Origin of the sequence: Catellatospora sp. KI3 (assembly GCF_029948125.1) — a bacterium.
GTDB lineage: Bacteria > Actinomycetota > Actinomycetes > Mycobacteriales > Micromonosporaceae > Catellatospora.
Genome location: NZ_JASAMB010000002.1, coordinates 107,140 through 127,582 on the forward strand (window position 1 = coordinate 107,140; position 20,443 = coordinate 127,582).

At 72.8% G+C, this 20,443-nt stretch carries 20 protein-coding genes; 9 read left to right on the top strand and 11 right to left on the bottom strand.

Going from position 1 to position 20,443, the window contains the following annotated elements; genetic code table 11:
* Positions 1-111 precede the first annotated feature (111 nt).
* The 4 genes from QEZ54_RS04290 to QEZ54_RS04305 form a co-directional block, all read right to left on the bottom strand.
* Positions 112-1,848: a DEAD/DEAH box helicase gene (locus QEZ54_RS04290; RefSeq protein ID WP_281303149.1), complete on the bottom strand. Its 1,737-nt coding sequence runs from the start codon at positions 1,846-1,848 to the stop codon at positions 112-114.
* A 301-nt stretch (positions 1,849-2,149) separates the two neighbouring features.
* Positions 2,150-2,806 carry a ferritin-like fold-containing protein gene (locus tag QEZ54_RS04295; RefSeq protein WP_281303150.1) on the bottom strand — a complete coding sequence of 219 codons (657 nt, stop codon included), beginning with the start codon at positions 2,804-2,806 and terminating at the stop codon, positions 2,150-2,152.
* 94 nt (positions 2,807-2,900) lie between these two features.
* Positions 2,901-3,125, bottom strand: coding sequence for a DUF3107 domain-containing protein (locus QEZ54_RS04300; protein ID WP_281303151.1), 225 nt, complete (start codon positions 3,123-3,125; stop codon positions 2,901-2,903).
* A gap of 98 nt (positions 3,126-3,223) precedes the next feature.
* Positions 3,224-3,871 carry a TetR/AcrR family transcriptional regulator gene (locus tag QEZ54_RS04305; protein WP_281303152.1) on the bottom strand — a complete coding sequence of 216 codons (648 nt, stop codon included), beginning with the start codon at positions 3,869-3,871 and terminating at the stop codon, positions 3,224-3,226.
* Positions 3,872-3,989: 118 nt separating this feature from the next.
* Here QEZ54_RS04305 and QEZ54_RS04310 point away from each other — a divergent pair, with 118 nt between their 5' ends.
* The 4 genes from QEZ54_RS04310 (at position 3,990) to moeZ (ending at position 9,320) form a co-directional block, all read left to right on the top strand.
* Positions 3,990-6,254 carry a hypothetical protein gene (locus tag QEZ54_RS04310; protein ID WP_281303153.1) on the top strand — a complete coding sequence of 755 codons (2,265 nt, stop codon included), beginning with the start codon at positions 3,990-3,992 and terminating at the stop codon, positions 6,252-6,254.
* 21 nt (positions 6,255-6,275) lie between these two features.
* On the top strand, positions 6,276-7,181 hold the full coding sequence (locus QEZ54_RS04315) for a DUF3152 domain-containing protein (RefSeq protein WP_281303154.1): 906 nt from the start codon (positions 6,276-6,278) through the stop codon (positions 7,179-7,181).
* Entirely contained in the window at positions 7,181-8,050 is an 870-nt protein-coding gene (locus tag QEZ54_RS04320) for a DUF3152 domain-containing protein (protein ID WP_281303155.1), read from the top strand. Before QEZ54_RS04315 ends, QEZ54_RS04320 begins: the two co-directional genes overlap by 1 nt.
* A gap of 88 nt (positions 8,051-8,138) precedes the next feature.
* Entirely contained in the window at positions 8,139-9,320 is a 1,182-nt protein-coding gene (gene moeZ / locus QEZ54_RS04325) for an adenylyltransferase/sulfurtransferase MoeZ (RefSeq protein WP_281303156.1), read from the top strand.
* 49 nt (positions 9,321-9,369) lie between these two features.
* Here moeZ and QEZ54_RS04330 read toward each other — a convergent pair whose 3' ends face one another.
* Together QEZ54_RS04330 and QEZ54_RS04335 are read right to left on the bottom strand one after the other, a co-directional pair.
* Positions 9,370-9,810, bottom strand: coding sequence for a hypothetical protein (locus QEZ54_RS04330; protein WP_281303157.1), 441 nt, complete (start codon positions 9,808-9,810; stop codon positions 9,370-9,372).
* A 97-nt stretch (positions 9,811-9,907) separates the two neighbouring features.
* Positions 9,908-10,162 carry a hypothetical protein gene (locus QEZ54_RS04335; protein ID WP_281303158.1) on the bottom strand — a complete coding sequence of 85 codons (255 nt, stop codon included), beginning with the start codon at positions 10,160-10,162 and terminating at the stop codon, positions 9,908-9,910.
* Between the two features lie 366 nt (positions 10,163-10,528).
* On the opposite strand from QEZ54_RS04335, the gene QEZ54_RS04340 reads away from it, so the two are divergent.
* Complete coding sequence (locus QEZ54_RS04340) at positions 10,529-11,356, top strand: prenyltransferase/squalene oxidase repeat-containing protein (protein WP_281303159.1); 828 nt, start codon at positions 10,529-10,531, stop codon at positions 11,354-11,356.
* Here QEZ54_RS04340 and QEZ54_RS04345 read toward each other — a convergent pair.
* Together QEZ54_RS04345 and proB are read right to left on the bottom strand one after the other, a co-directional pair.
* Positions 11,353-12,630, bottom strand: a complete 1,278-nt coding sequence (locus QEZ54_RS04345) for a glutamate-5-semialdehyde dehydrogenase (RefSeq protein ID WP_281303542.1) — start codon at positions 12,628-12,630, stop codon at positions 11,353-11,355. The two genes, QEZ54_RS04340 and QEZ54_RS04345, sit on opposite strands and share 4 nt — an antisense overlap.
* Positions 12,631-12,743: 113 nt before the next feature.
* Positions 12,744-13,874 (bottom strand): glutamate 5-kinase, encoded by a 1,131-nt coding sequence (proB, locus tag QEZ54_RS04350; protein WP_281303160.1) that lies wholly within the window; start codon positions 13,872-13,874, stop codon positions 12,744-12,746.
* A 205-nt stretch (positions 13,875-14,079) separates the two neighbouring features.
* Between proB and QEZ54_RS04355 the strand changes: the two genes are divergently transcribed.
* Positions 14,080-14,373, top strand: a complete 294-nt coding sequence (locus QEZ54_RS04355; RefSeq protein ID WP_281303161.1) for an MGMT family protein — start codon at positions 14,080-14,082, stop codon at positions 14,371-14,373.
* Between the two features lie 110 nt (positions 14,374-14,483).
* Here the strand turns inward: QEZ54_RS04355 and QEZ54_RS04360 are convergent, their stop codons facing one another.
* Complete coding sequence (locus QEZ54_RS04360) at positions 14,484-15,812, bottom strand: gamma-glutamyltransferase (protein WP_348650510.1); 1,329 nt, start codon at positions 15,810-15,812, stop codon at positions 14,484-14,486.
* A gap of 97 nt (positions 15,813-15,909) precedes the next feature.
* On the opposite strand from QEZ54_RS04360, the gene QEZ54_RS04365 reads away from it, so the two are divergent.
* The 3 genes from QEZ54_RS04365 to QEZ54_RS04375 all read left to right on the top strand — a co-directional run bounded on the left by QEZ54_RS04365 (position 15,910) and on the right by QEZ54_RS04375 (position 19,128).
* Positions 15,910-17,343 (top strand): MFS transporter, encoded by a 1,434-nt coding sequence (locus QEZ54_RS04365; protein WP_281303163.1) that lies wholly within the window; start codon positions 15,910-15,912, stop codon positions 17,341-17,343.
* 168 nt (positions 17,344-17,511) lie between these two features.
* Positions 17,512-18,492, top strand: coding sequence for a hypothetical protein (locus QEZ54_RS04370; protein ID WP_281303164.1), 981 nt, complete (start codon positions 17,512-17,514; stop codon positions 18,490-18,492).
* 114 nt (positions 18,493-18,606) lie between these two features.
* Complete coding sequence (locus tag QEZ54_RS04375; protein ID WP_281303165.1) at positions 18,607-19,128, top strand: NADH-quinone oxidoreductase subunit B; 522 nt, start codon at positions 18,607-18,609, stop codon at positions 19,126-19,128.
* A 6-nt stretch (positions 19,129-19,134) separates the two neighbouring features.
* Here the strand turns inward: QEZ54_RS04375 and QEZ54_RS04380 are convergent, their stop codons facing one another.
* Positions 19,135-19,854, bottom strand: a complete 720-nt coding sequence (locus QEZ54_RS04380; protein WP_281303166.1) for a hypothetical protein — start codon at positions 19,852-19,854, stop codon at positions 19,135-19,137.
* Complete coding sequence (locus QEZ54_RS04385) at positions 19,847-20,344, bottom strand: SigE family RNA polymerase sigma factor (protein ID WP_281303167.1); 498 nt, start codon at positions 20,342-20,344, stop codon at positions 19,847-19,849. Before QEZ54_RS04385 ends, QEZ54_RS04380 begins: the two co-directional genes overlap by 8 nt.
* Between the last annotated feature and the right edge of the window lie 99 nt (positions 20,345-20,443).

Sequence of the window (20,443 nt, forward strand, 5' to 3'; positions counted from 1 at the left end):
AACCTCAAACTTTAGTTTGACCTTCGGGCTGCCGTCACCGCCTCGCAGAGGAACGGAGAACGCCTCCCCACCGGTCGTCCCGGTGGAGAGGCGTCAGTCGTGCGGGGCGGATCAGGCCTCGGCGGCCGGAGTCGCCGGGCGGCGCCGGCGGCGTGTCCGCGCGGGCGCGGCCGGGGTCGAGGTGTCCGGCCCGAAGGGGTCGGACGGGTCGGAGAACGAGATCACCAGCGACGCCTCGCGCGGCTTCACGGGCTCGCGGGCGGCCTCCACCAGCGGGGTCTCCTGCGCCGTCGCGGGCTCGTTCGCGGCCTCGTGCGTCACCGAACCGGCCGCGGCCGTGCCGCTGCCGCGACGGCGGCGCCGCCGTCGGCTGCGACCGGCGCCCTCACCGGCCTCGGTCTCGGCCGGGCCGTCGCCCGCCTCGGCCACCGGAGCGACCACGGCGGCGGGGGCCTCGTCGCCTTCGAGGCGGCGGCGGCGCCGCGGGGCGCGCTCGCGCGGCGGCGCCTGCTCGACCGGGCCGCGCTTGCCGCGCGCACCCCGTCGGCTGCCGCCGCCCAGGTCCTCCTCGACCTCGGCGGACAGCCCGGCCCGGGAGCGCTGCGCGCTGGGCAGGGTGCCGCTGACGTCGGTGGGGATGTCCAGGTCGGTGTAGACCCAGGGCGAGGTGTGGTACGTCTCGATCGGGCCGTCCGGGCCGGTCAGCTCCAGGCTGAGCGTCTTCTCGACGATCCGCCAGCGGGGCATGTCCTCCCAGTCGACGAAGGTCACCGCGACGCCGGAGGCCCCGGCGCGGCCGGTGCGGCCGATGCGGTGCACGTACGTCTCCGGGTCGTCCGGGCAGTCGTAGTTGATGACGTGGGTGACGCCGGAGACGTCCAGGCCGCGCGCGGCGACGTCGGTGGCGACCAGTACGTCGATCTTGCCGGCCCGGAACGCCCGCAGCGCCCGCTCGCGCGCGCCCTGGCCGAGGTCGCCGTGCACGGCCGCGGCCGCGAAGCCGCGGAAGTCCAGATCCTCGCTGACGCGGTCGGCGTTGCGCTTGGTCCGGGTGAAGATCATGGTGAGGCCGCGGCCCTGGGCCTGCAGCACGCGGGCCAGCAGCTCCAGCCGGTTGAGCTGGTGGGTGCGGTAGACGACCTGCTTGGTCTGCGGGCTCACGCCCGGCTCGGCGGTGTGCCCGGCGTGCACCGTCACCGGCGTACGCAGGAAGCGGCGCGACAGCGCCACGATCGGGTCGGGCATGGTCGCCGAGAACAGCATCGTCTGCCGCTCGACCGGCAGCATGGACAGGATCTTCTCGACGTCGTCGAGGAAGCCCAGGTCGAGCATGCGGTCGGCCTCGTCGAGCACCAGCGCCCGGACCTTGTCGAGCTTCAGGTGCTTCTGCTTGCACAGGTCGAGCAGGCGGCCGGGGGTGCTGACCAGGATCTCGACGCCGGACTTGAGCGACTCGACCTGCGGCTCGTACGCGACGCCGCCGTAGAGGGCGAGCACGCGGACGCCGCGGGACCTGCCCGCTCCGGCGAGATCTTTGGCGACCTGGAGGCCCAGCTCGCGGGTGGGTACGACGACCAGCGCCTGCGGCATGCCGTCGTTGCCGCCCTCGCCGCGGGCGGTCACGCGGTCGATCAGCGGGATGCCGAAGCCGAAGGTCTTGCCGGTGCCGGTGGGCGCCTGGCCGATCATGTCGCCGCCGCGCAGCGCGATCGGCAGCGCGTACTCCTGGATGGCGAAGGCGCGCTCGATGCCCATCGCGGCCAGGCTCGCCACGGTCTCCGGGCGGACGCCGAGCTCGGCGAAGGTGGGCGCGAGGGTCGGTGTTGCGTTGTTCGTGATGTCGGTCATCAGGTGCTGGGGTGCCCTCTCAGTGATCCGCGGCCGGTGACCGGTTGACCGGTCGGCCTGCGGATGTCGGTACGCCCAGTTGTCATCGAAGGGCGCATATTCAGTCTCGAAACGCGGGGCGCTGGCGGAGACGGAGATGAATCCGGTCCACGGGGCACGATCGGGTCGATCGCGGCGCCGCACACGCGATGACATGGGCACCTGCCCATGTCAGCTCACCTATCGTACGACCACGTTCGCGTCTGGTCACCTGGTGCGGGCCGATTGACCGCAGATTAGTGGGATATCACACGCAAATCGGTCAATTGTTGAGGCCGACCGCGGTCATCCGGGCCGTGTGGGCGCTCGTCAACCGCCGGAACAAGCCGTCGGCGCCCTCGCCGGCGCCTCCGTCGAGCAGCAGCGCGGTCAGCGTGGCGCGCTCCTGCGCCACCTGCTGGGCCTGCGACAGCGCCTCGCCGACCAGCCGCCGCGCCCACATGGACAGCCGGTCGGCCAGGCCGGGCTCGGCGGCGACGCACGCCCGGATCTCGCGCGCGGCGAAGACGGCGTAGTCGTCGTGGTGCAGCACGTCCAGCACCAGGGCGCGGTCGGCGTCGCCGAGCGAGACGGCCGGCACCAGCCGGGCCACCTCGCGGAAGAAGTCGTCGCTGATCCCCTCGCCGACGTAGGCCTTGGTCAGCGCCTCGGGCCAGTCGGCCGGTTCGGTGTTGTCGTGGTACGTCCGCAGCGCCGCCGTGAACGGGGCCATCGCGTCCTGCGGGTCGACCCCCAGCGCGCTCAGCCGGTCGGCCAGCCGCCGGTAGTTGCCGATCTCGGCGGCCGCCATCTGCGCGAGCAGCGCCTGGCGGCGCAGGTCGGGGGCGAGCCGCGCGTCGGCGGCCATCCGGTCGAAGGCCAGCAGCTCGCCGTACGCGAGCATGCCCAGCAGATCGATCACACCAGCATCAGGGGCCACAGCGGCAGTATATGGCGCGCGTCACACCTCGGCCCGAGGCGGAAAACGATCGCCGCGCCCCGCGGGAGGCGGGGCGCGGCGCGGTGCCAGCAGGTCAGCGGGTGAAGCCGACGCTGCGGGTTGACGACTCGGCGATCTCCACGTATGCCAGCTTGTCCGTCGGCACGATGATCCGACGGCCCTTCTCGTCCACCAGGGTCAGCACCTTGCTGTCCGACGCCAGCGCGTCGGCGATCAGCTTCTCGACCTCAGCGGGCGTCTGCGCGCTGTCCACCACCAGCTCCCGCGGGGCGAACTGCACACCTACCTTGACCTCCACACAACCTCCTCGGCTCGTCAGCGAGACTACCGCGCTGTCGCGGCTGGACGGTTCGATGTCGGGGTGGCGGGGCGCGCCGCGCCGGTGCCGCATCCCGGTCAGTGGTCGGTGAGCGGGAAACTGCTGATGCCGCGCCAGGACAGCGCGGCGACGAGCGCCTCGGCCTCGTCCTGGTCGATGACCCGGCCCGCCGCCAGCCACCACCGGGCCGCGACCTGGGCCGCACCGCTCAGGCCGGCCGCGAGCACCTCCGCGCGGGCCCGGCTGACACCGGTGTCGGACATGATCGTCGCGGTCATCACCTCGACGCTGACCCGCTCCATCCGGTCCACCCGCTCGGCCACCGCCGGGTCGTTGCGCAGGTCCGACTCGAACACCAGCCGGTACGCCTCACTCTCGTGCGAGACGAAGTCGAAGTAGGCCCGCATCGCGCCCCGGACCCGCTCCTTGTTGTCCGTGGTCGCCGCCATCGCCGACCGGATCCGCTCGGCGAACGCGTCGCAGTGCGTGTCGAGCAGGGCCAGGTACAGCTCGAGCTTGCCCGGGAAGTGCTGGTAGAGGACAGGCTTCGACACGCCCGCGCGCTCGGCGATGTCGTCCATCGCCGCCGAGTGGTAGCCCTGGGCGACGAACACGTCCTGAGCTGCGGCGAGGAGCTGCTTGCGGCGCGCCGACCGAGGCAGCCGGGTCGGCCTGCCCGTGGCTGTCGAGCCGTTGGGGTTGCCCCCACTGGTGGCCGCGGTCATGGCGTCTCCTCACCCTGCGGACGGGACTTTGACGGATCTTGCAAACTGGCCCGTCGTTGCAACTTATCGTCATTCGCCGTTCACGGTAGCCTCAGCGTGGGCGACGGAGGAGCGCACGGTGGATGTAACTGGGCAGACCGAGAACGCGGGGCGAGCAAGTCTGCCCCCCGACGGCGGAGCAGACGAGTCCGCGACGGACGGTGTCGCGCCAGCCTGGCCCGCCGGGCAGGGGCAGCCTACCCGGGCCGACTCGGCCGAGGCGTGGTCGAGTGCGGGTGCGGCGCTGGAGCCCGGCTTCGAGCCGCTGACGCCGTGGCACACGGCCGTGGCCGACCGGCGCGGCATCGACGCGCTGACCGGAGCCGACCCCTTCGCCGCGACGATCACCCGCCCGGTGCCGCCGATCCCCGCCGCCCCGAACGGGCACCACCGGCCCCCGGCGCACAGCCACCACGCCTTCGACGACAGCCCGCTCAGCGAGGACCCGTACGCCGACGAGATGGCCCAGGCCTCGGCGGAGTTCGCCCGGTTCGCCGCGTTCGACGAGCCCACTCCGGCGCACGGGCTGCCCCACCTGAGCGCCCCGCCGGTCTTCACGCCGTACCAGCCCGCCCCCGTCAGCCCCGCGGCCGAGGTCACGCCGATCCCGGTGGTGCCGCCGCTGGCCGCTGCCACCCAGTCGGCGCTGACCATGCCCACCGGCGCCTACCCGGCCCCGCCGCCCGGCCTGCGCCCGTCGCTGCCCGCCGAGCTGTCCGGGCCGGTGCCCAGCGCCCCGCCCGCGGCCCACGCGGCGGAGCCGCCGCTGGCGGCCATGGCCGAGGCCGCCACCCGCGCCGTTCCCACGGCAGAGCCGCCGCAGCCGGAGCCGTCGATGATGCAGCCCGATCCGCAGCAGACCTCGCAGCACACGCCCCCGGCCGAGGCGCCGGGGCGGCCGGTGGAGCAGCCGCGCGCCGCCGAGTTCCGGGGACCGGATCCGCGCGGACCGGAGCCACGCGGGCTTGAGACACGCGGGCTTGAGCCGCGCGGGGGCGCCCCGCGCGGGGGCGAGCACGAGGACGGGTTGTCGCTCGGAGCCCGGTTCGGCCGGGCGTTCGCGGACGCGCCGCTGCCCACCCGGCCGCCGCTCGTGCCCGAGCCGGCCGCGCCCGCGCCGCCGCTGCCCGCCGCCGCCCAGCAGCCGCCCGCCGAGCCGCTCCGGCCGGCACCGCCCCGGGCCGAGGCCCGGCCGGGGTTCGCCATCCCGGCGCAGGACCCGTTCGGCCGCACCGCCAACGGCCACGGCGCGCCCGCCACCGCCCCGGACGCCGTCGCCGACGACGAGGACGACGAGCACCTGCCGCAGCGCGTGCCCGGGGTGCCCGACGTGCCGCCGACCACGCACCCGCTGCCCGAGGGCGACCCGGCCGCGGCCACGCCGCAGCTGGACCGGATCGCCTCCCACCTGCGCCGCGACGACCTGCCGACCGAGCAGCGCCCGGACGGCTTCGATGTGGACGCGGTGCTGAAGGCGGTGCGCGGCGTCGCGGGCGTACGCGACGCGGCCCTGCGCACCACCGCCACCGGCGCCCACCACCTGCGGCTGGACCTGGCCGAAGGGGCCGATCCGGCCGCGATCAGCCGGATGGTCGCCCGGATGCTGCAGGAGCAGATGGGCATCGACGCCGCCCCGGCGGGCGGGCTGCTGCCCCGCCCCGCCGCGCAGGCCGCCGAGCCGGCCGCGCAGACGGCCACCCTGCCCGCGCCGCGCTCCGGCGCCGGCGCCGCGCCGCCGCCCGGCCTGACCGGCACGCACGACCCGCTGGCCGACCCGCCGGCCCGCGAGCCGCGCCGCCGCCATCCGGTGAGCGTGCCCCGCCGCGCCCCCGGCGAGCTGCGCAGCAGTGAACGCGCGCCCGCCCTGCGGGCGGTGAACAGCGAACCCGAGCTGCCCCAGACCGCGTCCCCGCCGCCGCTGCACACCGAGCGCGACCAGGGTCCGCGCGCCATCATCGAGCACGTCCAGACCAGCACCTTCGGCCTGGACGCCACGGTCGAGGTGCGGCTGAACACCGGCGCCCGCCAGGCGACCGGCGTGGCCAGCGGCCCCGCCGTCGACGCGTACGTGCTGCGCCTGTGCGCCGCCGCGACCGCCGTCGCCATCGACGACCTGCTGCGGGAGGGCACCACGACCGGCGAGTCCGGACGGTGCTTCGTCGAGCAGGCGACGATCGTGCCGATGGGCAGCTGCGAGGTGGCGGTCGTGGTGGTGCTGCTGGTCTGCGGCGGCTGGGTGGAGCAGCTGGCCGGGTCGGCACTGGTGTCGGGAGATCCCCGGCGCGCGGTCGTCCGGGCCACCCTCAGCGCGGTCAACCGAAGGCTCGCGGCACTACTGCCGTAGCGGATATGGCAGGCTGTCACGATGCGCACCGCCCCCTCGCCCCGTGCCGCCCGCAACTGGGACACCGACACGACGGCCGTACGGGCGTCACGGGCCGAGGCAGGACGGCTCGCCCGGGCCCGGATGCGGCAGCGCCGCCGCCGTACCGCCGTGCTGTGCCTGCTGCTCGGGGCGGCCGTGCTGGTCGGCATCGACCTGCTGCGCGGTGCCCCGGAGCCGCCGCCCACCCGGCCGGTCGCGGCCACCCCGGCGTCGCCGAGCGCGGCTGCCTCGCCGTCGCCCTCGCCCAGTCCGTCGCCCTCGCCCGAGCCGGTGTACCAGATGGACGGTCCGACGCCCGCCTCCGGGCCGGGGACCTGGACCTACGCGAGCAGCACCGGGAAGGTGATGGGGACCGCGGGCAACATCAAGCGGTTCCGGGTGGCGGCCGAGTCCAACGTGGCCAAGGACGAGCTGCCCGAGTTCACCCGCATGATCGACGAGACGCTGGGCGACCCGCGAAGCTGGATCGCCGGTAAGCAGTTCCGGCTGCAGCGGGTCGCGGCGGGGTCGTCGTACCAGTTCACGGTCTATCTCGCGACCGGTGAGACGACGCGCAAGCTGTGCGCCCAGGGCGGCATGGACACCCGCATGAACGGCGTCTCCTACACCTCGTGCCGCCTGCCGGGGCGGGTGGTGATCAACCTGAACCGCTGGCGCGGCTCGGTGCCCGACTACCTCAGCAAGCACATCGAGCTGCACCTCTACCGCAACTACGTGATCAACCACGAGGTCGGCCACGAGCTGGGCCACTACCACGAGGGCTGCCCGGGTGCGGGCAAGCTCGCCCCGACGATGCAGCAGCAGACGCTGGGGCTCAAGGGGTGCATCGCCAACCCCTGGCCGTACGTCGACGGCAAGCGCTACGCCGGACCGTCGGTGGCCTGATGTATCCCGACCTGGAGACGTACCCGGCCCGGCGGCAGGACCCCGACGACGGCGCTGGCTTCCGCGCCCGGCGCCGGGCGCAGATCCGGGCGCGCCGCCGCCGGAACCTGATCATCGTGTTGTCGCTGCTCGGCGTGGTGGTCGGCCTGGTCGGCATCGACCTCGCCCGCGGCTCGGACGGGCTGCTGCTCGACGGCCCGGCCGCGCCCAGCGCCGCCGCCGCCACCGGCACGCCGGCTCCGTCCGCCGCGCCGGGGCCCACCGGACGCGAGGAGGGCACCCCCGCCGATCCGGCCGGGGTCCCCGCCAGCGGCACCGGCAAGTTCGCGTACGTGGGCGGCACCGGCAAGGTGCTCGGCGCCAAGGGCACCGTGCGCAAGTTCCGGGTCGCCGTCGAGCAGGGGACCGAGCAGCAGGCGGCACCGTTCGGCGGCGAGGTCGAGGCGATCCTGGGCGACGCGCGCGGCTGGACCAGCGGCGGGGTGTACCGGTTCCAGCGGGTCGCCGAGAAGGCCACCGCCGAGTTCACGGTGTACCTGGCCAGCGCGCAGACGTCGAAGAAGATGTGCGCGGCCGGCGGGCTGTACACCGACGGGTTCGTCTCCTGCCGCCTGCCCGGTCAGGTGATCATCAACCTGAGCCGCTGGCTGACCGCTGTGCCCGGCTACGGCGCCCCGCTGGGCGACTACCGGGCGTTCGCGCTCAACCACGAGGTGGGCCACCAGCTCGGGTTCGGCCACGAGGACTGCCCGGGGGCCGGCCTGGACGCGCCGGTGATGATGCAGCAGTCGACCGGCCTGCGGGGCTGCCTGCCGTACGCGTGGCCGTACCGTACCGGCCAGCTCTATCGAGGTCCCGCTATTCCCTGACGCGCCAGGCCAGCGGCGTGACACACCTCGCAGTCCGGGAGATGGTCGATCATGGCGGTCGGCGGGTAGGGCGAGCGAGAATGTGGTCATGTCATTGCCGCCGCTGGTGGAACCCGCCGAGTCGCTCTCGGTGGACGAGATCCGCCGCTACAGCCGTCACCTGATCATCCCGGACGTCGGGGTTGCCGGGCAGAAGCGGCTCAAGAACGCCAAGGTGCTGTGCGTGGGTGCCGGTGGTCTCGGCTCGCCCGCGCTGATGTACCTGGCCGCCGCGGGTGTGGGGACGCTGGGCATCGTCGAGTTCGACACCGTCGACGAGTCCAACCTGCAGCGCCAGATCATCCACGGCCAGTCGGACATCGGCCGCCCGAAGGCCGAGTCGGCCGCGGCCAGCGTCCGCGAGATCAACCCGTACGTGAACGTGGTGATCCACAACACCGCGATCGACCGGGACAACGTCTTCGACATCTTCGGGCAGTACGACCTGATCGTCGACGGCACGGACAACTTCGCCACGCGCTACCTGGTCAACGACGCCGCGGTGCTGCTGGGCAAGCCGTACGTGTGGGGCTCGATCTACCGGTTCGACGGGCAGGCCAGCGTGTTCTGGGCCGAGCACGGCCCCTGCTACCGCTGCCTCTACCCGGAGCCGCCGCCGCCCGGCATGGTCCCGTCGTGCGCCGAGGGCGGCGTGCTGGGCGTGCTGTGCGCGAGCATCGGCGCGATCCAGGTCACCGAGGCGATCAAGCTGCTCGCCGGCGTCGGCGAGCCGCTGGTGGGCTCGCTGATGGTGTACGACGCCCTGGAGATGACGTACCGCAAGATCAAGGTCCGCAAGGACCCGGCCTGCGCGCTCTGCGGCGAGAACCCGACCGTCACCCAGCTGCTGGAGGACTACGAGGACTTCTGCGGCGCGGTCTCCGTCGAGGCGCAGGAGGCGGTGGTCGACGCGACCATCACCGCCCGCGAGCTCAAGGAGTGGCAGGACGCCGAGAAGGACTTCCTGCTGGTCGACGTCCGCGAGCCGGCTGAGTACGAGATCGTGCGCATCCCGGGCAGCGTGCTCATCCCCAAGGGCGAGATCCTGTCCGGCGAGGCCCTGGCCACGCTGCCGCAGGACAAGCAGATCGTGCTGCACTGCAAGTCGGGCGTGCGGTCGGCCGAGGCGCTCGCGGCGCTGAAGGCGGCCGGGTTCAAGGACGCCGTGCACGTCCAGGGCGGCGTGCTGGCCTGGGTCAAGACCATCGACCCGAGCCTGCCCAGCTACTGAGCCGACGACTGCGGGAGGCGGGCCTTCTGTCTGCCTCCCGCAGTCGCGGTCACTGGCTGCAGTCGACCGTTCGAGGCGCGCAAATCCGCAGTCCGTCGGGCGCCGTGGCGACGAACTTCTCGCCATTCGCCTCGTAACTGATCTCGACGTCCGAGAACGTCCAGATGCCGGGTTTTTCGACGTGGATGACGAACAGGATCTGGTACCAGGTGTTGGGGCTGAGGACTGCCCCTTCGGCCGGTACGAACGGATCGGTCGCCTGGCTCGGCGGCGGGAAGCCGTTGGCCAACCCGGCGGTGTCGGTGATGCCGGTCAAATCCAGGACGTAGACGTCGGTGACGGTGACTCCGTCCTGGGTGTTCGACCCACGGAGCGATATCCCGGTCACGGTCAGCGGTTCGTCGGTCGGGTTTCGGACCTTGGACGCTCCGAACGAGATCACTGTGCCGGGGTCCCGCGAGCCGCCGGACAGGCCGCGACCATCGCCCACGTAAAGCGGCCCGGATCGACCGGGTGGGGAGCAGCCTGCAATCAGGCAGATGAGGTGGAGCGTGGCGGCTAGGGCCGCCACGCTCCATCGAACTCGATTAGAAGGTATAGACAATTTTTGCGTACCTCGGGAACGCGTTGCTGCCGCAGATGTAGATCCAGTTCCGCGCGGCCTTCCAGCTCATGTCGACCTTGCTGGAGTAACCGCTCGTCGCGCCGAGGCTGACGCCCGGGAAGGACGCGGCGGTAGACGTGGACGGCAGGGCGGTCGCGCCGAGCGCGGCTGCGGCGACGATCGCGATGCTTCGTGCGATCCGGCTGGGTCGATGGCGTAGCTTGGGGTCGGTTCTCACTTGCCCTCCTGAGATGGATGCCGAGTGGGATCTCAGGCGGCCTGCGGGGACCATCCGCTGGCCGCCACCCATTTGGGCCGACTCTAGTGGTCCACAGTGGACTCAAGCGGGGCTGTGGATAACTTTCCTCAGATGTCTGCGGCTCGGCGTCGGCAATGGCGGTGACGGCATCCGGGTGGTTCGAAGAGCGGACGACTAGGGCATGCCTCCAGGTTTGATCCTGAATGCGAAAGTTGCGGTTCGGCGACAGATGTCTGATCTATCTGTCCTGCTTTTGTGGCACTGAACGCGGCCTATTCCGACCGCGAGTTCTGTTGACCTTGACCGACCTGCTGAGGTCGTGATCCAGGTCGCCACGTACCCTTGATGATCGTGGTTGATCTCGACGCGGCAATCGGTTTCGTGGTGAAGAAAGGCGACCCGGTGGACCGGGCACGCCTGTCGTACCTGCGTACCGGCGTGATGCCGAGCGAGGACGTCATCTCGGCCATGGAAGCCGGTCAACTTCCCGGCGGCGGCTGGCCGACCTCGGCCCGGGGCAAGATCCCGTCGATCGACGTCACCTGCTTCCGCATCGACCAGCTCGACGACCTCGGCGCGCTCGGCCGCCCGGCGGCTCAGCAGGCGCTGGCGTGGCTGGGCCGGCGTCAGGCGGCCGACGGCAGCTGGCAGGAGGTCAAGGAGCTCGCCCCCGAGGCGCCCGAGTGGGCGCAGCCCGGCGACCCCGAGGCCACCCTCTACCTGACCGCGAACGCCACCTTCTGGCTGACCGTGTCCGGGCTCGACTTCCGGGCCACGCTGCCCTACGGCGACGACACGCCCATCCCGTACGCCGAGTGCACCGCGCGGGGCGCCGAGTTCATCAAGAACAGCCTGAACAGCGACGGCACCTGGCCGTCGTACCTGATGACCGGCTGGCTGGGCGCCGCGGTGATGTACCGGCAGGACATGTTCTACGAGGCAGCCAGGATGCAGTCGGTGCTCGGCGAGCGGCTGCCCCGGATGGCGCCGGTCGACGCGGCCGCGATGGCCGCCTCGCTGCGCCGGGTCGGCGTCTCGGCCGACGACTGGACCATGATCGCGGCCAAGAAGCGGCTGGCCGAGACGCAGCGCACCGACGGCGGCTGGGACTCCGAACAGGGTGACGCGTTCGACGTGCACCTCACCCTGAACGTCATCCGCGCGATCCGCTAGCCGCGCACCTGCCCCTCGCCGGTGATCACGAACTTGGTGCTGGTGAGCTCCGGCAGGCCCATCGGGCCGCGCGCGTGCAGCTTCTGGGTGGAGATGCCGATCTCGGCGCCGAAGCCCAGCTCGCCGCCGTCGACGAACCGGGTCGACGCGTTGACCAGCACCGCCGCCGCGTCCACGTGCGCGGTGAACCGGCTCGCGGCGGGCAGCGAGGTCGTGATGATCGCCTCGGAGTGGCCCGAGCCGTAGCGGCGGATGTGCGCCACCGCCTCGTCCAGCGACGCCACCACCCGCGCCGACAGCTCCAGCGCCAGGTACTCGGTGCCCCAGTCGTCCTCGGTCGCGGGGACGACGGTGTCGTCGTACGCGACGATCTCGGGGGAACCGTGCACCGTCACGCCCTGCTCGCGCAGCGCCGCCAGGGCCCGGGGCAGGAACGTGTCGGCCACCGCCGCGTGCACCAGCAGCGACTCGGCCGCGTTGCACACCGACGGCCGCTGCACCTTCGCGTTGAGCAGGATCTTCAGCGCCATGTCCAGGTCGGCGGTCTCGTCGACGTAGATGTGGCAGTTGCCCACCCCGGTCTCGATCACCGGCACCGACGACTCCTCGACCACGGTGCGGATCAGCGACGCCCCGCCGCGCGGGATCAGCACGTCGACCAGGCCGCGGGCGCGCATCAGCTCCTTGACCGTCTCGCGGGTGGCCGAGTCGACCAGCTGCACCGCGTCGGCAGGCAACCCGGCCGCGGCCAGCGCGTCGCGCAGCACCACCACGATCGCCGCGTTGGAGCGCGCCGCCGAGCCCGAGCCGCGCAGCAGCACCGCGTTGCCCGACTTGAGGGTCAGGCCCGCCGCGTCGGCGGTCACGTTCGGCCGCGCCTCGTAGATGATGCCGACCACGCCGAACGGCACCCGCAGCTGCCGCACCTGCAGCCCGTTGGCCAGCGTGCCGCCCCGGACCACCTCACCGACCGGGTCCGGCAGCCCTGCGATCTGGCGCAGCCCGTCGGCCATCCCGGCCAGGCGCGCCTCGTTCAGCGCCAGCCGGTCCACGGTCGACTCCGGCGTGCCCTGCTCGCGCGCCGCCGCCACGTCCAGCTTGTTGGCCGCGAGGATCTCGGGGGTACGCGACGACAGCGCGTCGGCCATCGCCAGCAGCGCCGCGTCCTTCACCGCCCGCGACACCGTCGCCAGCACCGTGGCCGCCTCCCGGGCCCGCCCCGCCTGCTCGATCACGCTCATGCGTCCAGCCTCTCCGTAACTCGCCCAGCCCAGCCGCCCGCCCTGCGCCCCAGCGCGCCGGGCCGGCAAGAAGGGGCCCTCCTACTACGTAATGCGAACCGTGTTGCTGCTCGGCTCGCCGGCCGAGCCGACGAAGGCGCCCTTCCTCATCCCGCCGGGAGGAGGACGAGGTCGTCGCGGTGGATCACCTCGCGCTCGTAGGCGGGGCCCAGCGTGGCGGCCAGCTCACCCGTCGAGCGGCCGAGCAGGCCGGGCAGCTCCAGGGCGTCGTAGTTGACCAGCCCGCGGGCGACCGCGCGGCCGCCGGTGTCCACCAGGTCGACCGGATCACCGGCGGTGAAGGCGCCGTCCACGGCGGTGATGCCGGCCGGTAGGAGGGAGGCGCGACGCTCGACCACCGCCGAGACCGCGCCCGGGTCCAGGTGCAGGCGGCCGCGGGCGGTGGTGGCGTGGGCGAGCCAGTGCAGGCGGGCGGTGGCCCGTACCCCCGCGGCGTGGAAGAGCGTGCCCACCGACTCGCCGCGCAGGGCCGCGGCGGCCATGGGCGCAGCCGTGAGCACCACCGGGATACCCGCGTCGCTGGCGATCCGGGCGGCCTCGACCTTGGTCACCATGCCGCCGGTGCCGACCCCGGCACTGCCCGCCTGGCTCACGTCGAACGTACGCAGCCGCGCGAAGTCGGCGACCTCGTCGACGCGCCGCGAATCCGGGTGCGACGGGTGGCCGGTGTACAGCGCGTCCACGTCCGAGAGCAGCACCAGCAGGTCCGCCTGGACCAGCGCGGCCACCAGCGCGGCCAGCCGGTCGTTGTCGCCGAACCGGATCTCCTCGGTGGCGACGGTGTCGTTCTCGTTGATGATCGGCACGGCGTTCATGTCGAGCAGTTTGCGCAGCGTGCGGTACGCGTTGCGGTAGTGCGCCCGCCGGGTCACGTCGTCCACGGTCAGCAGCACCTGGCCCACGGTCCGCCCGTGCCGCCCGAACTCCTCCGTGTACGCGTGCATCAGCCGCCCCTGCCCCACACTGGCGGCAGCCTGCTGCGTGGCCAGATCCCGCGGTCGTCGGCTCAACCCCAGCGGCGCCAGCCCGGCCGCGATCGCCCCGGACGACACCAGCACGACCTCCCGCCGCGCCCCGCCCTCCGGCCGCTCCGCCGCGGCGACCGCCGCCACCAGCGCGCCCAACCGCCCCGGATCCAACCCCCCGGCAGCCGTCGTCAACGACGACGACCCCACCTTCACCACCACGCGCTTAGCCCGCGTGACCACGTCCCGCATCCCCCCATTCTGCCCACCGACCCGCACCCACCCCCCTCCCCATCCCACCCACTGGCGCCCCCCGCCCCACCGCCCCCCACCACCACCCCCCGCCGCGTTGATCATGAACTTGTGGCACGGTTCGACGGTGTGTCGCGTGCACAGCTTCCTGATCGACTCGGGACGGCGCGGGACTGGAAGCGGTCGGCGAACTAGCCTGAGCGCCATGACGCCCGAGGAGTACACCGAAGCGGTGCTGCGGTTCGTTGAGCAGATTCCACTCGGGCGGGTGATGACCTACGGCGCGGTCGCGGACGCTCTGGCGGACGAGTCGGGTCGCAACTCGGCCCGGCGGGTCGGCACGATCATGGCGCGCCACGGCGGTGGAGTGCCCTGGCACCGGGTGGTGGGCGCGGGCGGCCGACTGCCCCCCGGCCACGAGAACGAGGCCCGTCGCCGCCTTCAGGAAGAAGGCGTGACCTTCCGGGGCGATCACGTCGCTCAGGGACACATCAACTGACGCGCCGCAATTCGACGCGACGCCTCCGGGCAAGGCATGTCGATCAGGAAGCTGTGCCCAGGACACGCCGTCGAGCCGTGCCATAAGTTCATGATCAACCAGGCGGGGGGTTAGAGGGGGAGGGCGGAGCCGCCTCGGCGGGGGTCGGCGGCGGGGCCGGTGGGGCCGATGGCGGAGACGCCGCCGAAGTAGTGGTTCAGGGCGGGCCAGCGGTTGACGGTGTAGCCGGCGGCGGTGAGGGCGGCGGCCTGGTCGGCCGGGTACGACGGTTCCACGTGGACGATGTCGTCGAGCGGGTGCAGCCGGGCGGCGTCGACGGCCGCCGCCGTGTCCAGGTCCTCGATCAGTACGCCGACCAGCGTGTTCAGCAGCGCCGAGCGGATCCGGGAGCCGCCCGCGGAGCCGACCGCCAGCCGCAGGTTGCCGTGGTCGAGCACGACCAGCGGGCACATCATCGAGCCCATCCGCTCGCCGGGCGCCAGCTCGCCGCTGATCAGCTCGCCCTCGCCGAGCATCGAGTTGAGGTGGACGCCGAGGCCGGGCAGCCAGATGCCGGAGCCGAGGCCGAGGGTGGTGGTGACCACGCAGGCGTTGCCGGCCTCGTCGACGGCGGTGACGTTGGTGGTGTCGCCGAGCTTGTCCAGGCGGCGGGGCAGGTCGAGCGCGTTGGCCAGGGTGACGGCGCGGGCGCCGCGGTCGAGGCCGGCCAGGTCGGCGGGCAGCGACCGGATGGTGTCGATGACGCGGTTGAGGTCGGCGCGGCCGAGCACGGTGCAGCCGCCGAGCTGCGCGGCGTTAACCTCGCGGTCGATCACCCGGTACGACGCCAGGTCCAGCGGCCCGAGCGACCCGCCGTCGGCGCGTACCGCCTCGACCATGCTCTGGCCGATCTCGCCGGTGTAGCAGACCGACGGGCCCTGCTCGGCGATGAGGCTCAGCGCGTCGGCGAGCCCGGCGTGGAACAGCAGCTCACCGCCGCGCAGCAGCCGCCCGCCGGGGGCGTACGCGGTGGTGCCCTGGTCGATCAGCATCGCCTGCACCAGCGAGGGCAGGGTGACCGCGTGCGCCTCGGGGATGGGCACTCCGGTGCGGGCCAGTCCCACCGCCGGCGCGACGACGTCGGACCAGGACAGCGCGCCCCAGCGGGCGTGAATCTCGCCACACCCGGCGGGCACTCCGGGCACGGCCACGGAGGCTCCGCCGATCTCGTACGGCAGCGGCACCTCGCCGAAGGTGACCGCGATCGGCCGCATCGACCCCGCTTTACGATCACCGTCCAGACCCGGCATGGAGACGAAGAAATCAAGGCAGGAGACGCGCCCTGTCGAAGATTCGTAGTAAGTGGCGAATCCGCCACCGCTCAGGCCGGTGAACACGGTCTCGCCGACGCACGCCGCGAGCACCGCCGCGACCGCCGCGTCGGCAGCCGAACCGCCCATTCGGAGTATCCGAAGGCCTACTTCAGCGGTGGCCGGATGGCCCGCCGCCACACCGGCAGGTACCCGCATTCAACTGCCTCCCGTACCATCCGCCCTCATGACATCCAGTGTGGAGGTGATGGAGGCTCCGGGCGAAGCGCTTCCCACGCATGTTCGGGTCGGATATTCCCTCGGGTCGCTGACCACGGGGGCGTTCGGCACGGTGCCCGGCCTGCTGCTGCTGCCGTACCTGACCGACACCCTGGGGGTGGCCGCGGGCCTGGCGGGGCTGCTGGTGCTGCTGCCCAAGGCCTGGGACGTGGTGCTCAACCCGCTGGTGGGCCGGATCTCCGACCGCACCCAGACCCGCTGGGGCGCGCGCCGGCCGTACCTGCTGTTCGCCGGACTCGGCATGGCCGCGCTGTTCGCGGGGATCTTCGCCGCCCCGCTCGGGATCTCCGCCTACTCGGGGCTCTACGTGGTGGTGATGTTCCTGCTCACCGCGACCGCGTTCGGCTTCTTCCAGGTGCCGTACGTGGCGATGCCCGCCGAGATGACCTCCTCGCCCGACGAGCGCACCCGGCTGATGACCTGGCGCGTCGCGCTGCTGGCCACCTCGATCCTGGTCTCCGGCGCGCTGGCGCCGATCATCCGCGACTCCACCGGCGGCGGCGTCCCCGGATACCGCTGGATGGGCCTGTTCGTCGCCGCGATCATGGTCGCCGGCACCTGCTTCGCGTTCTTCAGCACCGCCAAGGCGCCCACCGGCGTCATCACCGCCAGCGAGCCGTCGCTGCGGGTGCAGCTCAAGGTGGTCGCCGCGAACCGGCCGTTCCGGGTGCTGGTCGCCTGCTTCGTGGTCCAGGCCACCGGCGTGGCCTGCATGCTCGGCGGCGTCGAGTACTTCGCCCGGCACGTGCTCGGCGACCCCGGCACGACGACCACCCTGTTCGTCGTGGTGGTCAGCCCCGCGCTGGTGGTCATGCCGTTCTGGCGCCGGGTCGGCGAGCGGCTGGGCAAGCTCAAGGGGTACGTGGTCGCCTCGATCACGCTGACCGTGGCGACGCTGGTGCTGGTCGCGGCGCCGGTGCTGCCGAACTGGGCGGTCTACGCCATCATCGCCGTGATCGGCTTCGGCTACGCCGGCCAGCAGCTGTTCGGCCTGGCCATGCTGCCCGACTGCATCGCGTACGACACCGCCCGCACCGGCAAGCGGCAGGCGGGCGTGTTCACCGGCGTGTGGACCGCGGGGGAGACCCTGGGCCTGGCGCTCGGCCCGTTCATCTTCGGCATCGTGCTGCAGGCCTTCGGCTACATCTCCACCACCGCGGGCATGACGGTGACGCAGACCGACTCCGCGCGTACCGGAGTCCTGCTCGGGTTCACTGTTGTGCCGGGTCTTATCGTGGGCATCGCACTGGTGCTGCTGCGCGGCTACGACCTGGGCGACATGCCCGCCGCCACGCAGTCCGCACCAGCAAAAACCAAGGTGCGGACGGTTGCCGGCCGTTCGACGTCACCCGGCACGACCACGCCGTACGACGCCGATTGAGGCCACACCGCCCGCACCACCACAAAACCAGGTGCGGGCGGTTGCGGGCCGCTCGACGTCATCCGGAGCGAAGGCGGAGGATGACGTCGATCAAGGCCGCAGAGCCCGCACCGCAGGAGGGCAGGTCGGGTGTTCGCGCAGCAGGTGCAGGGGTTTCACCGGCTTGTCATGGGGCAGGACCCGATGGCGGCGCTGTCGGCCGTCGCGCCGCTGGTGCGCGCCGCGCAGCAGGTGCCGCCCGCGGAGCTGACCCCGGCGGTGGCGTACCTGGCCCCGGCGATCGGGGCGGCGCCGCTGCCGTTCGTCGCCGCCAACGCCGCCACCGCCGCCGGGGCGATGGTGGAGCTGGGCGCCGACCCGGGCCCGCTGACCCGGATCGTGCTGGAGCGGCTGAACGGCGCGCTGACCGGTACCCACGCCTTCCTCGACACCTGGCTGGCCCGCTTCGCCGGGCGCCCGCTGCCCGAGCGCGACCAGGCCGGGATGACGGTGGCGACCGGGATGCTCGGCGCGGCCATCGGCCCGGTGCCCGCGATGCCGCTGCTGGCGGCCTGGCGGGACGGCCCGCACTGGGCGCTGGCCGCGGTGGCCTGCCTGCAGCACGAGTCGGCGCGCGCCCAGCTGGGTGACCGGGCCGCGTGGATGGCGCAGGTCGACCCGCTGCACTCGGCGGCGCCCGCGTTCATGCGGCTCATCCTGGCGCTGCGGATCATCGACGAGCACGTCCTGGTCGTGCACCGGCCCAGCCGCCACGGGGCGATGGTGTGGGTGGGCGGCGTGGCCGACAACTTCCAGCTCCAGGTGCTGCTGGCCGACGCCATGATCGGCGCGGGCCTGGTCGAGGGGCGGCGGCCGGACCAGCGCTGGGTCAACGCGATGCGCTTCGGCCCGGACAGCTCCGAGCTGGAGCACGTGGACGACTTCTTCCAGCTCGCCGACGCCACGGGTGCGGTGCTGCGCAACGAGACCGGCCCGGCCGACATCCCGGCGATCAGCGGCACCCGGATCGTGGTGCTGGACGCGCCGCGCTACAGCCGCCACTGGCGGCCGGGGCGCCGCTTCCCGATCACGGCGCAGGCGCGGGTAGATCGCATCCTGACCCAGCAGGAGGTGGACGCCTGGCTGGGTTACGTGGCGCCGGCCCACTGACCCTCCAGGGGTAAGGAAGGGCCCCTTCTTATCGCTTCACGTAGCAGAAGGGCCCCTTCTTAACTCCGCCGCCAGGTCTGTGGCCCAGGCCCCGCAGAGGTCTAGGCTGAGCGCATGGCCCTGCCCTCGGTGCTCGGAGACCCGATCAAGTTCGTGCTGAACTGGGGTCGGCGCTACTCGCTGTGGGTGTTCAACTTCGGCCTGGCCTGCTGCGCCATCGAGTTCATCGCCAGCAGCATGAGCCGCCACGACTTCATGCGCCTGGGCGTGATCCCGTTCGCGCACGGGCCGCGCCAGGCCGACCTGATGGTGGTGTCGGGCACGGTCACCGACAAGATGGCCCCGGCCATCAAGCGGCTGTACGACCAGATGCCCGAGCCGAAGTACGTCATCTCGTTCGGGGCGTGCAGCAACTGCGGCGGGCCGTACTGGGACTCGTACTCGGTGACCAAGGGCGTCGACCAGATCATCCCGGTGGACGTGTACGTCCCCGGCTGCCCGCCCCGCCCCGAGGCGCTGCTGCACGGCATCCTGCGCCTGCAGGAGAAGATCGCGGCCGAGCAGTCGGGGTTCGGCGGTGTGCACCGGCCCGACGTGGCGGCACTGACCGCCCCGCCGGTCAACCCCGGCCGCTGAGCGGGCCTAGCCGCACGGGTTGTCGAAGAGCGTGGTGTAGACCGCGTCGCCGCCGTAGGCCTTCCGATCGCCGGCGGGGATGGTCTGGCGGACCGCCCGGCCGCCCTTGACCACGTAGAAGTCGCCGCGGCAGCCCTCGACCGCCACGCCGGTGTCGACGCTGGGCTTCGCGTACGTGAGCTGGAAGACCTGCGAGTCGTAGAGCTTCTGCGACCCGTCGGGCTCGTAGACGTACCAGACCCAGAAGACCCGGATCGTCTCGCCGGGGCAGATGTGGTGGAACGGCTCCCATTCCTGCCTCGCGCTGATCACGATGTCGTACGAGCTGACCCAGTCGACCCAGACCTCGCCCCGTTTGACGCAGCGCGGGGAGCCCTTGGGCTGCGGCGAGCCGGGCACCTGCGCGCCGCCGTTCACGGCGCTCGCCGTGACCGATGGGCTGGGCGTCCCGGACGGCGCGGCCGACGCTGAAGGGCTGGCCGGGGGGCTCGTCGTGGGGTTCGGCGGGGCGGTCGGGTCCACCGCGGGCGGGCCGCCGCGGCCGGGCACGAACGTGCTCAGCCCCAGTGCGGCGAGCAGGCTGACCACGGCCGCGAGGACCGGCCGGACCTGGCGGCGGCGCCGCAGCGTACGGCGGGCCGCCTCGACGCCCGGCGGGTTCAGGTACGGCCGCACCGCGTCGGCGGTCCCGGCCAGCGCGTCGCGCAGCGGGTCGCGATCAGACACGGTCCGCCTCCTCCGCGCGGTAGCCGGACAGCTGCTCGGCCAGGGTGGTCCGGGCCCGGTGCAGCCAGGACTTGACCGTCCCCTCGGCCACCCCGATGATCTCGGCGACCTGCGACACCGGCAGGTCCTCCAGGTAGTGCAGGATCACCGCCTGCCGCTGCCGCTCGGGCAGCAGCGCCAGCGCGGCGACGATGGCGACGCGGTCGGGCTCGGGCCCGGCCGTGGTCTCCTCGATCCGGCCGCGGGTGACCAGTTCGAAGCCGCGCCGCAGCCGGCGCCAGCGGCTGGTCGCGAGGTTCCACGCGGTGCGCCGCACCCACGCCTCGGGCTGATCGTCCCGGATGCGCGGCCAGTGCGCCAGCGCCCGGACCATCGCCTCCTGCACCACGTCCTGCGCCTCGGCCAGGTCGCGGGTGTGCACGTAGAGCGAGGTCGCGAGCCGGTGGAACACCGCGCCGTAGAACTCCGCGAAGTCGCGGTGTCCGGTCACGAGGCGGCTCCTGAGGCGGGTTCTGCGGGCGGGCGCGTGCAGCGTAGCGGGGGCGGACAACCGCGGTCGTGCGCGAGTGGTCGAGCGGTCGGCCCTCGC